The 14,972-nt window shown below is 47.5% G+C and carries 14 protein-coding genes and 1 riboswitch; of the genes, 8 read left to right on the top strand and 6 right to left on the bottom strand.

All coding sequences use genetic code 11. The features are described 5' to 3' along the window. Nucleotides 1-194: 194 nt before the first annotated feature. The 3 genes from ACR2PX_RS26700 to leuS all read left to right on the top strand — a co-directional run bounded on the left by ACR2PX_RS26700 (nucleotide 195) and on the right by leuS (nucleotide 3,901). Complete coding sequence (locus tag ACR2PX_RS26700) at nucleotides 195-542, top strand: hypothetical protein (RefSeq protein ID WP_434002399.1); 348 nt, start codon at nucleotides 195-197, stop codon at nucleotides 540-542. Further along, a complete protein-coding gene (locus ACR2PX_RS26705; protein ID WP_434002400.1) occupies nucleotides 539-1,027 on the top strand; it encodes a hypothetical protein in 489 nt (162 codons plus the stop codon). Before ACR2PX_RS26700 ends, ACR2PX_RS26705 begins: the two co-directional genes overlap by 4 nt. Before the next feature lie 258 nt (nucleotides 1,028-1,285). Then, nucleotides 1,286-3,901 carry a leucine--tRNA ligase gene (gene leuS / locus ACR2PX_RS26710; RefSeq protein WP_434002412.1) on the top strand — a complete coding sequence of 872 codons (2,616 nt, stop codon included), beginning with the start codon at nucleotides 1,286-1,288 and terminating at the stop codon, nucleotides 3,899-3,901. Nucleotides 3,902-3,936: 35 nt separating this feature from the next. Here the strand turns inward: leuS and ACR2PX_RS26715 are convergent, their stop codons facing one another. The 4 genes from ACR2PX_RS26715 to ACR2PX_RS26730 all read right to left on the bottom strand — a co-directional run bounded on the left by ACR2PX_RS26715 (nucleotide 3,937) and on the right by ACR2PX_RS26730 (nucleotide 7,792). Beyond that, nucleotides 3,937-5,283 (bottom strand): hypothetical protein, encoded by a 1,347-nt coding sequence (locus ACR2PX_RS26715; RefSeq protein WP_434002401.1) that lies wholly within the window; start codon nucleotides 5,281-5,283, stop codon nucleotides 3,937-3,939. A 68-nt stretch (nucleotides 5,284-5,351) separates the two neighbouring features. Next, nucleotides 5,352-6,734: a hypothetical protein gene (locus ACR2PX_RS26720; RefSeq protein WP_434002402.1), complete on the bottom strand. Its 1,383-nt coding sequence runs from the start codon at nucleotides 6,732-6,734 to the stop codon at nucleotides 5,352-5,354. 120 nt (nucleotides 6,735-6,854) lie between these two features. Next, a complete protein-coding gene (gene sugE, locus ACR2PX_RS26725) occupies nucleotides 6,855-7,175 on the bottom strand; it encodes a quaternary ammonium compound efflux SMR transporter SugE (RefSeq protein ID WP_434002403.1) in 321 nt (106 codons plus the stop codon). A 200-nt stretch (nucleotides 7,176-7,375) separates the two neighbouring features. Then, nucleotides 7,376-7,792, bottom strand: coding sequence for a response regulator (locus ACR2PX_RS26730; RefSeq protein ID WP_434002404.1), 417 nt, complete (start codon nucleotides 7,790-7,792; stop codon nucleotides 7,376-7,378). A 158-nt stretch (nucleotides 7,793-7,950) separates the two neighbouring features. On the opposite strand from ACR2PX_RS26730, the gene trxC reads away from it, so the two are divergent. From trxC to ACR2PX_RS26750, 4 genes are all read left to right on the top strand, one after another. Continuing rightward, nucleotides 7,951-8,397 (top strand): thioredoxin TrxC, encoded by a 447-nt coding sequence (gene trxC / locus ACR2PX_RS26735; protein WP_434002405.1) that lies wholly within the window; start codon nucleotides 7,951-7,953, stop codon nucleotides 8,395-8,397. Nucleotides 8,398-8,482: 85 nt separating this feature from the next. Next, entirely contained in the window at nucleotides 8,483-10,357 is a 1,875-nt protein-coding gene (locus ACR2PX_RS26740) for a hypothetical protein (protein ID WP_434002406.1), read from the top strand. Between the two features lie 90 nt (nucleotides 10,358-10,447). Then, nucleotides 10,448-11,047 carry a hypothetical protein gene (locus tag ACR2PX_RS26745; protein ID WP_434002407.1) on the top strand — a complete coding sequence of 200 codons (600 nt, stop codon included), beginning with the start codon at nucleotides 10,448-10,450 and terminating at the stop codon, nucleotides 11,045-11,047. A 100-nt stretch (nucleotides 11,048-11,147) separates the two neighbouring features. After that, nucleotides 11,148-12,014 (top strand): hypothetical protein, encoded by an 867-nt coding sequence (locus tag ACR2PX_RS26750; protein ID WP_434002408.1) that lies wholly within the window; start codon nucleotides 11,148-11,150, stop codon nucleotides 12,012-12,014. Here the strand turns inward: ACR2PX_RS26750 and ACR2PX_RS26755 are convergent. Then, nucleotides 12,011-12,934, bottom strand: coding sequence for a protein-tyrosine phosphatase family protein (locus ACR2PX_RS26755; RefSeq protein WP_434002409.1), 924 nt, complete (start codon nucleotides 12,932-12,934; stop codon nucleotides 12,011-12,013). The genes ACR2PX_RS26750 and ACR2PX_RS26755 overlap by 4 nt on opposite strands. Nucleotides 12,935-13,134: 200 nt before the next feature. Beyond that, a riboswitch (FMN riboswitch) is annotated at nucleotides 13,135-13,289 on the top strand. A 117-nt stretch (nucleotides 13,290-13,406) separates the two neighbouring features. On the opposite strand from ACR2PX_RS26755, the gene ribB reads away from it, so the two are divergent. Further along, the gene (ribB, locus tag ACR2PX_RS26760) at nucleotides 13,407-13,949 is read left to right on the top strand and encodes a 3,4-dihydroxy-2-butanone-4-phosphate synthase (RefSeq protein ID WP_434002410.1); all 543 of its coding nucleotides are present in this window, start codon (nucleotides 13,407-13,409) and stop codon (nucleotides 13,947-13,949) included. On the opposite strand, the gene ACR2PX_RS26765 is transcribed toward ribB, so the two are convergent. Continuing rightward, nucleotides 13,946-14,533 carry a TetR/AcrR family transcriptional regulator gene (locus ACR2PX_RS26765; RefSeq protein ID WP_434002411.1) on the bottom strand — a complete coding sequence of 196 codons (588 nt, stop codon included), beginning with the start codon at nucleotides 14,531-14,533 and terminating at the stop codon, nucleotides 13,946-13,948. The genes ribB and ACR2PX_RS26765 overlap by 4 nt on opposite strands. Nucleotides 14,534-14,972: the final 439 nt, after the last annotated feature.

The raw sequence follows: 14,972 nt of genomic DNA on the forward strand, positions 1-14,972 counted from the left end.
CCGGTTTGAGACAGTTTTTATGATTATTTGAGGCGAATAGCGAGCTATTCAACGAAAAGAATCATAAAAAATGGCCAAATCAGGCTTTTTCGCAGTAGGTCAGTGGTAAGTCCGACAGGCTCCTAGACAATTCTCTCAGCGCATCGGCGACCAAAGGGAAGAACTTCTTCGCAGGCCCTCGTCGTTCAGACGGTATGGAATACGATTACCTGTTCCCACCCGCCAATCGTGAAGACGGTAAAACCTGTGAGGGCTGCCATACTCTTGATCCAGCAAAAGGTTTTTATGGCTCCGACGGCAAGGCCGCCCACGGTGGTGAAATCCTTGTCACCAAAGTCCCCAGCTTCCGCAACCTTTATCAAAAGATTGGAATGTTCGGGCTGCCTGATCGTCAAGGCTTCATGATCAGTCCTACCCGTGCCCATCAGGGTGACCAGATTCGAGGGTTTGGATTCCTGCATGACGCGCCACCGATCAGCTCTTCCAGTTCCTTCAGGGTGGCGTTTTTGATGACGGTACAAAAGGTTGTCCTCCTGGCATGAGTGCTGACCTTCATGGTTGCACCATGAATGATCAGTCAGGCACCGTGGGTATACCGGATGATGCAACCCGCCAGGGACTGGTGGATTATCTGATGGAATTCGACAGCGATCTGGCGCCCATCGTTGGCCAGCAGATTACTCTTTATGCTGGTAGCAGCAACGCCATGAACAGACGAGTTGGCCTGCTTCAGCAAAGAGCCAGAACACAGTTCGTTTCGAAGATTCTGGGAGGTGTCACCAAAGAGTGCGATCTGGTTGCTCAGGGCAAAGTCAATGGCAAGAACAGAGGCTACCTCTATGTGCCTGATCAGAATGGCTACCGTCCTGATAACTCATCAGAACAGATGATCCCTGCAGGACAATTACGTCGACTGGCAAGACAGAGCAATAATACTCTGACCTTTACCTGTACACCGCCAGGATCAGGCTATCGCATAGCTCTGGATCGGGATCAGGACGGTGTTTTGAATCGTGATGGTGCCTAAGCTTTACTAGTTGCCCCTTCCTTATTGGTCAGGTGACCCGGTCGCCTGACCTTTCAGCGTTTCTCCAATCCATTAAAACGCTACCCCCATTGCCCTCACTCATGTATCCTTCGGGGGTTATACTGAGTACAAGAAGGCTGCCGGACTTACGACAGCTTTCTGCCGTTTTCCTCTTTCTGTAAACCTGAACATTTGTTCCAGGTACTCATTTACAGAGCAAGAACCCTTTTTAAATCCAGATTCTCGCAAAGAGCCATGATGGAAGAGCATTACCACCCGCATAAGATTGAAACAGAGGCCCAGAAGTATTGGGAAGAGAACGACAGCTTTGCTGTCACTGAGGACCAGGGCAAGGAAAAATACTACTGCCTGTCCATGTTCCCTTACCCCAGCGGCCGACTGCACATGGGCCACGTTCGCAACTACACCATTGGCGACGTGGTTTCCCGCTACCAACGCATGCAAGGCAAAAACGTCCTGCAGCCCATGGGTTGGGATGCCTTTGGTCTACCTGCAGAAAACGCAGCCATCAAGAACAAGATCGCTCCAGCCCCATGGACTTACGAGAATATTGACTACATGAAAGGTCAGCTGAAGCGTCTTGGCTTCGGTTATGACTGGAATCGTGAGCTGGCCACCTGCAAGCCTGATTACTACAAGTGGGAACAGTGGTTCTTCACCAAACTGTACGAAAAGGGTCTGGTTTACAAGAAGATGTCTTCTGTGAACTGGTGTCCGCACGACGCAACCGTTCTGGCTAACGAACAGGTAGACGATGGCCGTTGCTGGCGTTGTGACACTCTGGTTGAGCGCAAAGAGTTGCCTCAGTGGTTTGTGAAAATCACCGCTTACGCAGACGAATTGCTGGCTGACCTGGATCAGCTGGAAGACTGGCCTGACCAGGTTAAAGCGATGCAGCGCAACTGGATCGGTCGTTCTGAAGGTGTTCAGATGACCTTCAAGGTGGCTAACCCTGTTAAAGCCGTTAGCGGGTCAATAACCTCACCTGAAGAGTTCCAGATCTACACCACCCGCCCAGACACCTTGATGGGTGTTACTTATGTAGGCGTGGCGGCAGAACACCCTCTGGCTAAAGCTGCTGCGGTAAATCATCCCAAACTGGCAGCCTTCATCGAAGAGTGCAAATCCAACGGTGTGACCGAAGCAGAAATGGCCACCATGGAAAAAGTGGGTGTCGATACGGGTATTCGTGCCATCCACCCCATTACTGGTAAAGAAGTACCGGTCTGGGCTGCCAACTTCGTTCTGATGGACTACGGTACTGGCGCGGTTATGGCGGTACCTGGACACGACCAGCGTGACTACGAATTTGCTACCCGCTTTGAGCTGCCAATTAACCAGGTCATTGAACCTGTCAATGGTGAAGAGTGTGACCTTGCAAAAGAAGCTTTCACTGAAAAAGGCAAGCTGATCAACTCAGGTGAATTTGATGACCTTACTTTCCAGGATGCCTTCAATGCCATTTCTGACAAGCTGATTGCTGAAGGTAAAGGTGAAAAGCAGGTTAACTACCGCCTGCGTGACTGGGGAGTGAGTCGTCAGCGTTACTGGGGTGCTCCAATCCCGATGCGCTATCTGGAAGACGGTACTGAAGTGACGGTTCCTCTGGAAGACTTGCCTGTACTGCTGCCGGAAGATGTTGAGATGGATGGCGTTCAGTCACCTATCAAGGCAGACCCTGAGTGGGCAAAAACCACCCACAATGGTCAGGCTGCAACCCGTGAAACCGATACCTTCGATACTTTCATGGAATCCAGCTGGTACTATGCACGCTACTGTTCACCACAATCTGATGATCAGATGCTGGACCCAGCAGCGGCCAACTACTGGCTGCCTGTAGACCAGTACATTGGTGGTATCGAGCATGCGGTCATGCACTTGCTCTACTCTCGCTTCTTCCACAAGCTGCTGCGTGATGCGGGCCTGGTGGACAGCGACGAGCCATTCAAAAAGCTGCTCTGTCAGGGCATGGTACTGGCTGACACTTTCTTCAAAAATGATGAGAAAGGCGTCAAGCAGTGGATAGCCCCTACCGACGTAGACTTTGAACTGGACGACAAAGGTCGACTGATCAAAGCCACTCTCAAAGAGACCGGTGAAGCCGTTGAACATGCGGGCATGAGCAAAATGTCCAAGTCCAAGAACAACGGTATTGACCCACAGGAGCTAATCAACAAGTACGGTGCCGACACTATTCGCCTGTACACCATGTTTGCTGCGCCTCCCGAGCAAACTCTGGAATGGTCCGAAAGTGCTGTTGAAGGTGCTCACCGCTTCCTGCGTCGTTTCTGGAAACAGGTTTCCGAACATGTATCTGCTGGTGACACTCCTGCTCTGGACCGCAAAATCCTGAGCAAGGAACAGAAGAACCTTCGTCGTAAAACTCATGAAACCATCAAAAAGGTTTCTGATGATTGCGAGCGTCGTCTGACCTTCAATACTGCTATTGCTGCCATCATGGAATTGAACAACGCCATTGCCAAGTTCAAGGACTCCAGCGATCAGGGTAGAGCAGTTATGCGTGAAGCTCTGGAAGCCTCCACCCAGATGCTGGCACCTATTGCACCTCACGCCATGCACAGCGTTTGGAGCTCACTGGGACATGCAGAACCTGTCATTCAGGCTGGCTGGCCTACGGTAGATGAGTCGGCTCTGGAAAAAGACGCGATAACCATGGTTATCCAGGTCAACGGCAAGGTACGTGCGAAACTGGAAGTTCCAGCGGGCATGGATAAAAATGCCATTGAAAAGCTGGCACTTGAGCAGGAAAACGTGACCAAGTTCACTGAAGGCAAAACGCTTCGCAAGGTGATTGTAGTGCCGGGCAAGCTGGTTAATATTGTGGCCAACTGATCGGTTAACGACAGTAGCTCTTTAAAAAGGCCAGCTTATGCGCTGGCCTTTTTATTTGCGTCATTTGAAGAACCAATCAGCTCTTTGAATCCTTTACAGAGTTTCCTTGAATAAGGCTCCTTGATGGGACTCTGTTCAACCTCAGCCTCCGCAGCAATCGTTTCCGTTATCTCCAATGCTTCATTTAGCGCTTTAACTTTAGATGCCTGACAATTTAGGCGCATCGCCTTAGATAGTTCAAGAGAAGCTGGTGGAAATCCAAACGACATTAAAATGTATTGCATCAGCAAAGTAAAAGCTCTGCTGTTACAATCTTTGAATGGATGAATCTGAGACATTTCAGATATATGGCTTACTATCTCAGCAATCAGCATATCCTTACTATTCAACTTCGCTAAGCAGGAGTTAAGGCTATGAATAATGTCAATTAGTATCTCTTCGACACAATCAGAGTCCACAGTTTTCCGTCTTAATAAACAATTAAAGTCCTCACACAACAGCAGAGATATTTGCTGCATAAAAGCGTCCATCTGTCTTTGCAAAATAAATGGCAGCTGGCCAGGGTATTGATGTGCCTGAAGCGCAGTAAAATACTCCCTCATTTCTTCCCCCTCAGCTGTGGACGAAGTTATTATGTGCTCTAGAGCAGTGAACATTACTTGAGGATCCTCTCTGCACTTCAGAAGCTCAAGAGTGCTATCTACGCTCAGGGGGAAAGGCCTTAACGGTGGGTTAGATTCAAAAAGCAGAACAAACGCAGATCTTTCGTAATAGCAAGAATCAGGAACTCCAATATTATCACAATGTCGTTCATGTAGTGTTTGAGCCTCTATGACTCCCGATTGATCAAGAAAAATAACGTCTGTAAATTTACTATGACCTACAGGTAGAAAAAAACAATCAACTGGATATTTAATAATTTCACCAGGCTGATTGTTAATATCATGACCAGCAACCCTCGAATGCAGATCACGTATAAATTCCAGGTCAACCATGACTGGATCACCATTCTTCATACTCTGAAGCCTACTGATCACTAATTCCCATCCAGAAATAAAAGCCTCCATACAGCCTGGTTCTTTCTCATGGCAGGAGCGAACATTTTGCCCCCTCACTACCAGTTCTCCATCCATAAGCAGATGAACAAGCTTTCCCTCAGGGCAACGCTTAAGCCAATCTAAACCTTTCAAAGGATTGGAAGTCAGTGGATTGACCACTGACTGAGGAGCGGCAGTAGATATAGAGCGATGAGAAAGACAAGCGCCTTCAGAAAGTTCAACAGCAGAACTACTAGCGCCTAAATCTTTGGCATCTTCAGACTTAACATTCTCTGACTCAGAGGTGAGTTGTTGATTTAATATATTACCCATTACTCCATACATCACTGCATCCTTTCATTCATCAAGCTTTAAACGTTTTTTGAGAGTTCCTTCTCTGATCATTGCTCTGATCATTGCTCTGATACCGCCCCCTGGTCGTCGATCGTGGACTTCATTTCTCGACATACACTTTTATAGCTACTGTCATTATGATCATAGAGATAACCATGGAGATGCATCTGTTGATCGCGCGTAGTATTGGCTTCCAAAAGCTTTGTATCTCGCAGGCCCTCTTTAAGTGCCTCAACCATTTTCGTCTTGCTGAACATGGAGAACATTTCTGGCATTTCCAGAGTGGCTGGAGGAAAGCCATACGCCATGAGCAAATACTGCATGAGCAGGGTATAAGTTCGTCCATTGACCGACTTGAAAGAATGCAGCTGTTCCAGCTCAGCTACATGGCTGGTAACTGTCGCAAGCAACCCTTCCCTATTTGTGCACTTAGACAAAGATGTATTCAAACTCTCCAGCGTATGTCTGACCAACATCTCAGAAGACGAAGTCGGTACAGTAAAGCGGTGAATCACTTGACTAAAGTCTTTTCGGGTCTCTTCAAAAAACAGTTTCAAAAAGAGTCTCTGCTGACTTTCCTTGTCAGTAATAGCTGCAAATTTCTCTTTGTTTCCAATCTTGTAAGCTTGAAACATCCCGTTATAAAACATGTCAACGAAAGGCTTTAAAGCGTCCTTTTGGTGCAGTTGTTCATGGAGCGTTTTATAGAATGTCTCTGGCTCTGAGTGACATTCCATAAGCTTCTGCATTCTATCTGTCTCTATTGGAAGAAAAGCAGGGAAAGGCAATGACTTTGTTCTGATATACAAATAGAACGGTGTTCTGGACGCCACATCATCCTTGGCGATTCCTGCCAGATCACAATGCTTCTGATGCAGCTGATCCGCTTCCTGAATGCCTTCTTTATCGCAGTACCAGAAGTCAGAGTGATCATTGTGAGTCAGTGGAATAAAAAAGTTGGTGGGCGGCGTTGGACAATAAAGCGCTCCTTTAAAGCAATTAGCCGTGTGGCCTGCCACTATTCGATGAAGATCTAACAGGAACTCCAGATCTATTTTCGGTACTTCACCCGGCTTGAGCTCTTTCAGTTTCCGGATAATAAATTGCCAACCCCTGATAAGAGTTTTAAGACAACCCGGTTCTCTTTGCTCATAAGCATCAACCCCCTGCTCGCGACATAGAAGGGTGCCATCAACCAGCAACCTGGGAAGTTCCTGTTCCGGATATTGGCGAAGGCGAACCAGCCCTTCTTCAGCATTGGTACTCAAACCACTTTTCGAGCTAGAAAAAACCGCAGCCAATTGAGCTTTTCGGTGATGTATTTTCTCACCAGCTAATGACTTTTCCCTGTCAGACTGACAGTTCTCTGGCGGTAGGTCAGGAGTCGTCATCTCTTCTCGAAATTCGAGAGCCTGTGTTTTGTCAGTGGCTGATCCATACATGCAGGAAACCTCTTGCCCAATGCCTTTAAAGCCCTAAAAAGAACTTATTCAGACGTTGGACAAAAGAAAGCCCCGTGGATTCAGTATTTTGTTATGAGTAATAACACTGTGGTCAGGCGTTTAGCTGCCAGAGGTGAGTTTCAATCCAACAATACCCGCCACGATAAGCAGTACGCTGAGAATACGCAGCGCACTGGTGGGTTCATTAAACAGAACCGCACTGAGAAAGAATGTGCCAACAATGCCAATCCCTACCCAGACAGCATAAGCTGTGCCTACCGGCAAAGTTTTCAGCGCCAGTCCCAGAAAAACCATGCTCAGAATGATAGCCGCTACGGTGAGCACTGAAGGCAGGGGACGAGTGAAGCCTTCGGTGTATTTCAAACCTATGGCCCAGCCTACTTCCAAAAGACCAGCCAGTATCAGTAGAAACCAGTTCATAACCAGATCCGCTGTTATCGAGGTCGTCCCCGTTAGCAAGAAGAGAGGTAAGGTCGTCCTTACGTCATGATGGAAAGCAGAATATCAAAGCTTTTACAAACCATCATGAGCGCAGAAATTCATCTCCCCCAAGAGGAAGAGATGAATTTCAAAGCAGAGAGTATTCGAAATAGAAGAGGGGCATAAACGGACTGGGGCATTCAGCGCAGATAATCCACCAATGTCTTGAAAAGATTGTCTCGATCAATAGGTTTGGTTAAGTAGTCATCCATACCTTTTTCGAGAGCCTTTTTTTTCAACTCATCAATGGCATGGGCACTGAGTCCAATAATGGTGTGCTTTTCAAGCCCGGCTTCCTGTTCAAACTGCCTGATTGCTTCAGTGGCAGAGTACCCATCCATAACAGGCATTTCACAATCCATCAGAATCAGATCCCAGTTGTCCGGATTGCCCTTGTACTTATCCAGAGCTTCCTGGCCATTTTCTGCAAAGACCGGCTCAATATTTACCTTCTTAAGTAACTTCTTCAATACCAGTTGATTGGCGGGATTATCTTCTGCCACCAGCAATTTCTTATTGTTCAGTACACCTGACTCTGCGATTTGAGAAACGTCCATGATTCAACCTGTTTAAAATGTTTGCCTTACTTTCAGATTAGCGGTTAACCCACAGATTGCATTAATGATCCAGGATCAGGTTTCCTGTTGATAAGTCACAATACACCCCCATATACAGAGCAAATTAACGTTTAGCTCATTCTCCATCAGGTAATGATATGTCCCAGCCTATTCAGATCGTATGCCCTAAATGCAGCACTCCTAACCGGGTACCCAAAGAGCGTCTGAGTGACGGAGGCACCTGTGGCAAGTGCAGAAATAAACTCTTCGACGGGCAACCTGTAGAGCTTAATTCCGGTAATTTTAAACGATTTCTGGCTCAAACCGATGTGCCCGTTATAGTGGACTTCTGGGCTCCCTGGTGCGGTCCCTGTAAGGCTATGGCTCCCGCATTTGCAGAGGCTGCCCGGGAGCTTGAACCCAACGTCAGACTGGCAAAACTTGATACCCAGAAACACCAGCAGATTGCTGCTCAGTTAAATATTCGCAGCATTCCCACCCTGATTGTGTTCAGCAATGGAAAGGAAACCAGCAGAACATCAGGTGCCCTGCCTGCAGCACAGCTGAAAAAGTGGATTAAGAATGCTGCAAAAGGTCGCAGCTAATAAAACCAGAAGCGATAATAAATAGATCAACTATTCTCTTCGACTATTCTTAAGGAACGGCGGCAAAACAGCATACAGGGACAGTATGGGCTGGATCGATAAAGCCTCAGGCCAGGGTCCACAATGGATTCAACCTGAGGGAACCCAACAGGTTTCCAACGATGGCAGAGTCCAGGCGTTACGTGACGTCGTTAACAAGATGCCATCTTTTAAAGACCAGATGACCCCCAGAAGGCAGTCCATTTATGAACGAGGCGTGCAAGTTATGCCGCCAACTTCTAACAAACTGACCAGAACATCGCCCAAACCTCGCAGACCTGCACCACCGCCACCGGATCGGAAACCGGAACAACAATCAGGTATTAAGCAGAATTCTTCACACAGACCCAGAAGCCAGGTAGTGACCGAAAGACCCCTGGAAGCCAAAACGCTTTCAAGTCGAGCTATCAGCAAGCCAGCAACCCCCTTAACCAACACGTTACCTCAAGCGGCCTCTATACAGAAAGCAACCAGAAACCTTCTGGATCATCATCTGGCCAAAATATCGACCACGACAGACAAGCAGGCGCAATATCACCAGCTAATTGAATCCTTCAAGCCGAACTCTTGTGTTGAGGGAGATGATGAGTTCTCTGAAGTACAGGCAGCCCTTAGAGATGCGGCCCAGAAGCTGGGAAGTCCGGAACTCGCAGATGATCCTGCTGTAATGAAAGATCTGCAGAAACACTTTTACCGACGTCTGGTGACTGAAGGAGCAAAGCTTCTGAAGTCAGAAAGTCCCGGAAGAGAGGTTAAAAAAGCACCTCCAAAACCTCCCGTTCGCACCAGCTCATTACCCGGTTATGTACCTCCGTCAGAAAAAAGTACACAACCCTCAGGCATACAGAATCCCTCTGTCACACCACCTGGAGAGGAATCCATTCCCACTCTTGAAAAAGCGCCTTCAAAGCCTGAACAAAATTCATCTGATCCTTCCTCCTCTCAAGTCGAGTCCGAGCCTGTTACTCATATCAGTGAAATTTCTCTGCCAACTAAACGTCTGAGAAAGAGACAAGCAGCACTGGATGCACCGGCCAAATACATGTCCAAAAGTCTCGCCCGACACCAGGACACCCCCTGGAAAGAACAGATGCCTAAGTTCTTCACCCGCTATCTGCGAGCTATGGCTCTGACAGGTGCGTCAGAAAAAGCCAATGTCGACAAACAGTGGTATAACCATGAAGTTCCTGGTTCTTCTTTCTTCAGTAAAAACAGCAGCGCCTCGGATACTCAAAAAGAACTTCGTCACAGACTTGAAGACATTGCTTTTCAGGAAGGTAACTCTCTGACCGGTTTTTATCGCTTCTTTGATCAACATCAACTCGGCCGAAATGTTCGAATGGCGGCTGTCAGCCAGATGTTATTACCTCTGTCCGAACACGGCCACCTGGACCCCATGACCCTGCAAGATCTTGAACCCAACTCAGGGTCAGCCGTATCCCAATGGCTGAATCAACAGCTGGACGATATCTCTCAGCAGGAATACCAGAATTACACCGCGCTGTTGGGTGACCTGAAAGATAAAACACAAAGCAAATATAAGGTACACCTGGATGACACACCTTTTGGTGAAGTCCCTCTGGAAGATATTACCGTGAAGACTCATGGCGAAGGAGCATTCCGGGTAGCCCGAGTGAACAGCTTTCAATACACCCTCGATCATTGTACGCCCTGGTTGAAGTCGGCCCATCCAGTGACTGACAAGTTTGCTGAATTGCGCCTCAGAGACACGACAGGAGGAGCCAGTCAAAAGTTAACCGCTGGTCAGCTCGAAGACCTGAACAACCAGGCAAAGCAACTGTTAAACGAAATGAACCAGGTGAATATGAACAAAGTACCCAAAAGTGTTCAGGACACCATGGCTGCGGAAAAGAAAAGTCTGAAAAAAATCGTCGATAAATATCAACAGCTGGCTAAATAACCGATTAACTCGCACTCATACCTCTGAACTCACCACCGATATAACCCTAAGTAACCCATTGGATCAGATTCCTGCATCGCGTTTTTTACCATGAACTTCAGACTCGGCAAACTTGAAGTAGAAATGTATTTCAAAGGATTCACACCTTCTCTGAACATTCACTGGAATCTGTCTGAAACCAGAGCAAACAACCCTCACTTACCGACCAAAGCCTGGAAGTGGGAGATGTTGCTGCAACTGAGTTGTGCCAGATCCAACTTCAATTACGTGCTTGAGTTACTGGACTGCTATCCGGATTATGACGTCTCCATTGAACGATTTTCAAAAAACCTGACCACTGTCAGATTGTTGTCTTCACAGAGTCAGCAACTGGTTCAAGGCTGGTTGCAACGACAACTCATCAGACAGTTGTCACTCAATGCTTCACCTGATGACTTTCTGACATTGCTGCAGGCACTTCATCATCAGGATAAACGCTGGACTGAGGACATGATGCTCTGGATCTCTCATCAGCCAGCGAGATGGCTAGCCATTGATAACGGCAAAATGCTGTTTTTTTCTGCCTGTTTATACCGACTAAACGGCAATGAAGCAGAAGCTCAATGCGCTCTGGATAAAGCCAAAGAACTGATCCCAGCCAAAACGCCCTACTTTTCAGCAGCCTTCATACAACAGGATCAGAAGAAATAAGCTGACAGACTGCTCTCAGATACCGGAAACATGGCCGATATAAGCCACATCCCTTGCAAAACAGGGTGTCGTTTTAAGGTGTGACAGACCGGAAGAAACCATGAACAAAGCAGCTGAACCTATTGATAACGTTATGCTAGAAGACAGCAACAGCCCTTATCCGGGTTTATCAGAGAAAATGACGCGTGCCGAACTCAGCCAGAAGATCAAGGATGCTGTAGCCCAGAATCAGACGGAGCTGTTGGAATCACTGTTCTGCTTCATGCTGGTCAATGAATACTCGCCGGAACAGATTAATCAGGAGCTGGATTATATTCGCGCTAACAATCCAGCCATTCAGGACTCTCTTATTCGCTGGAGTGATGAGCCTAAAGAGAAAAAGAAACTGAAGATTGCCGGCAAAGCCGCTTTTGTCGGAGTGGTTATTCATCATGGGAACGGGAGCTTTGCGCCTGCCATTAAGGCCATAGAAAGGTTCAAATCATACAAGGATGCGCCCCATGAATTTGCCGATTTCATTGATGAACTTGAAATAGGCTCCTGGTTGGGCTTGTTGAACCATGAACTCGACAATCAGGTTCCACTCACCAATATCATGCGACAGCTTGAAGCCTTAAGATTGAAACACATCTGGTCCAAAGATCTGGCGCTCTTTGCCATCCCTGTCACTACGGCCTTTTTCCGTGAGCAATCCAGTGAAAAATTACTGGATGGAGACTTTATCGGGGCTTATCGTGATCTGGAACAAGCTTTGAAGCTTCCCGAAGAGGACAAGTCTGCTACTTATCAAGCTTATGCTGACTGTATTGTCCGACAGGTCAATGACCCCCTGTTCCGCTCCAGAGCAACCAAAGACGACCTGGAAAAGCTCAATGCCAAAATGGAATACCTGCATGAAGTAGACTTCTGGACACCGGAGCTGGATATCGGGCGCTTTCATCTCAAGAACATGATTGGTGAAATCTAGGAGTCTGTCAGACCACAGTAGCTGTTCACCTGTTCCACGATTTCTCTGGAACTTGAACCCGTCAGTTTTTTCAAAACTCGTAGCAGAAAGAGAAACTGGTCAGGCGTTGTCACAAACCTGGAGTCATTACGATCCGCCCGTGCCTGGCTGATCAGCTCTGCCAGCTTGGCCACTGCCGTTTCTTTCTCCAGCATACCTACTCCTTCAAGCAAGAGAAGGTTCATGACCAGAACCATTGTTCCTGATCTCCCCAACCCCGCCTGACAATGAATCAAAGGCGGCCTTCTTAGAGAAATAAGCTTTCGGCCAAACTTGATCATACGCTTCACACTTGAGTAGCCTGCAGCATCCGGCCAGTCGGTGACTTTGTAGAGCTTAACTCGAGCTGAAGATTCTCCTATTGCCTTAACTTTGAGTTTTAACCGCTCAAACTCTTCAGGAACATTCTCTGACCGGGAATGCCCCGAAGATTTTTTAGTGACAGTAATCGACCCACTGGTGATAACACGGCTTTTATCAGGAAAATAGTCTCCGCTGGAGCCTTCCTCATTAATGTTAACAATTACCGGAATCTGCTCTGTGCGAATAAAGTTCCAGAATGGAAAAAAATCGTCCAGAGTGGGCCGTGAGCAGACCCTGGCAATAATATCCCCCGGGTCACCAATATCATGGATATTCAGAACATTACCTGATGCCTGGCCTCCAGCCCTCTGGGGTAAAGGAACTGATTTAACAGACTCCCACAGAACACCCGAAGCGTCGTCCAGAGTTTCTGCTTTTTCCTTATCTGTTTTCTGCACAGTGCGCTCAGGGAGAGTGACCCCCTGAGAATCTGATGGAATCTCAGGGGAAACTAACTGCCTGCGACCCTCAACCCTAGACTTGGAAGCCCCTTCCTGAAGGGGAGGAACAATGGCCATCGGCTTATTATCAGGATTGATTCTGTCTATAACCCACCTCCTGTGGTTGGAGTGGCATTCTTTGTAATGCCCCTGTGTAAGCTATCGACGCCACCTGAGCAATTTCCAGATGCCAGCCGCTTTCTGGAAAGACAATTTCCTGCAGAAAACTTGCTTACTGCCTGATCCCCGCTTAGCATGGCCGTGTCAGATAAGATCTGACTAATTCTCAGGGCGGGGTGTAATTCCCCACCGGCGGTAATTGCCTGGATTTCAGGCAGAAGCCCGCGAGCGCCTGTTGTCTGGAACAACAGGGTCAGCAGATCTGGTGTGACTCCAGAGCCGACGGTGATAGTCCGGATGGGAGAGAATGAAGAGCAACCCAACAAGGTTGGCTCTGGATAACTTTATCTACCTGAAACAGGAATCATATTCCTGTTTTTGTTCGTTCTTGTGCCCTGATTCTGGTAAACCCGATATAAGAGCTTTTTCCATGAATCAGTCTTTATTAGAACCTTTTGGTAACCCACACCAGCGTGTAGAAAGAGCGGTTGATGCGCTTCGCAGAGGCGAGGGCGTTATTCTTGTGGACGATGAAAACCGGGAAAACGAAGGTGACCTGATTTTTGCCGCAGAAACCCTGACCGTTAAACAGATGGTCCTCTTGATCCGTGAATGCAGCGGTATTGTCTGCCTCTGCTTACCCGATGAGAAACTCAAAGCTCTGGACCTGCCCCCTATGGTTGAGGACAACTCCAGCAGTTATGGCACGGCCTTCACTGTCACGATAGAAGCCAAAGAAGGCGTGACAACCGGCGTATCCGCAGCAGACCGGGTCACGACTATCAAAACCGCGATAAAAGACGATTGTCGTCCTGAAGAGCTGGCCCGACCAGGCCATGTATTCCCGTTAAGAGCGCGACCCAACGGGGTACTGGACAGAAGAGGCCATACTGAAGGAACTGTCGAGCTTCCTGTTCTGACTATTGAAGATCTGGCCAGCTATCGTCTGGGTCAGTTAAAAAGAACCGCCTAATTTTCAAACATACCTTTCATTGCCGGAATCAGAAGCGCCTGCATGCGCCAAGGCTCTGGCGACAGCCGACTCATCACTTTCAGAGACCAGATAATTCCCATCAGAAACACTGCCAGTTGTTGACAATCAGCACTTTGGGAAAGATCACCTTCAGACTTGGCTCTTTCAAGTACTTCTGTAAAACATTGTTCCATTCTGACCAGCAACTGGCTGACCAGATTGCAAACATTGTCATTTAACCCTGACATTTCCAACAGTGTATTAATCAGCAGGCAACCATCCGAAGTACATTCACCTGTCGCTTCAAAGATCATGTGCTGCAAAAGGGACTCAACCCCTTCTTTTGCGGTGAGGCTGTTATTAATGTGCTGGCGTACATTTAATTCCAGCTCATTGGTATAGTGCTCCAGTGCTGCCAGCAATAATCCTTCTTTATTACCATAGGCACTGTACAAACTCCCGGGACGAACCCCTGTCACCTTGACCAGGTCGCTTACGGGTGTGGCCTGGTAGCCCTGCTTCCAGAAAAGGTGCATAGCCTGGGCTGTCACCTTCTCTTTATTGTACTGCTGTGGTCTGGCCATGACCGAACCTTCTATAAGTATTTATACTGACCCACTTATTTATAGACGGCACCGTATTGCTTGCAAGATCTTTTTACTCAAAAGCCAACATATTATGTTCTATCAGGATGGGTGATCAGAACGAAATCAACCAAAGCGTCTCTGACCATGGCTCAAAATAAAAGGAGTTTCTCTACAGCCGTTGATAAGTCTAATGAAAACCATCTTGCTCTATGGTTTATTGGCACTGTCTCTATTTTCGCTTCTTCCAGAGTACAGCTGTGCTAAAACAATTTACCTGTTATTACCCTGCAATAAAGTTCTGGTTATAAACCTTAAGTCCCGCTTAACGATCTGAAGAAGTAAGACAGAATGAACTGAAAGGAGCGCCCTCTGTGCTGTTCAGGCAAAATACCTGTATTAATAACAATGCACTTGCAAGGTGCTACACAGGGACGCT

The sequence above is a fragment of the Endozoicomonas sp. genome (assembly GCF_051008435.1).
Taxonomy (GTDB): Bacteria; Pseudomonadota; Gammaproteobacteria; order Pseudomonadales; family Endozoicomonadaceae; genus Endozoicomonas_A.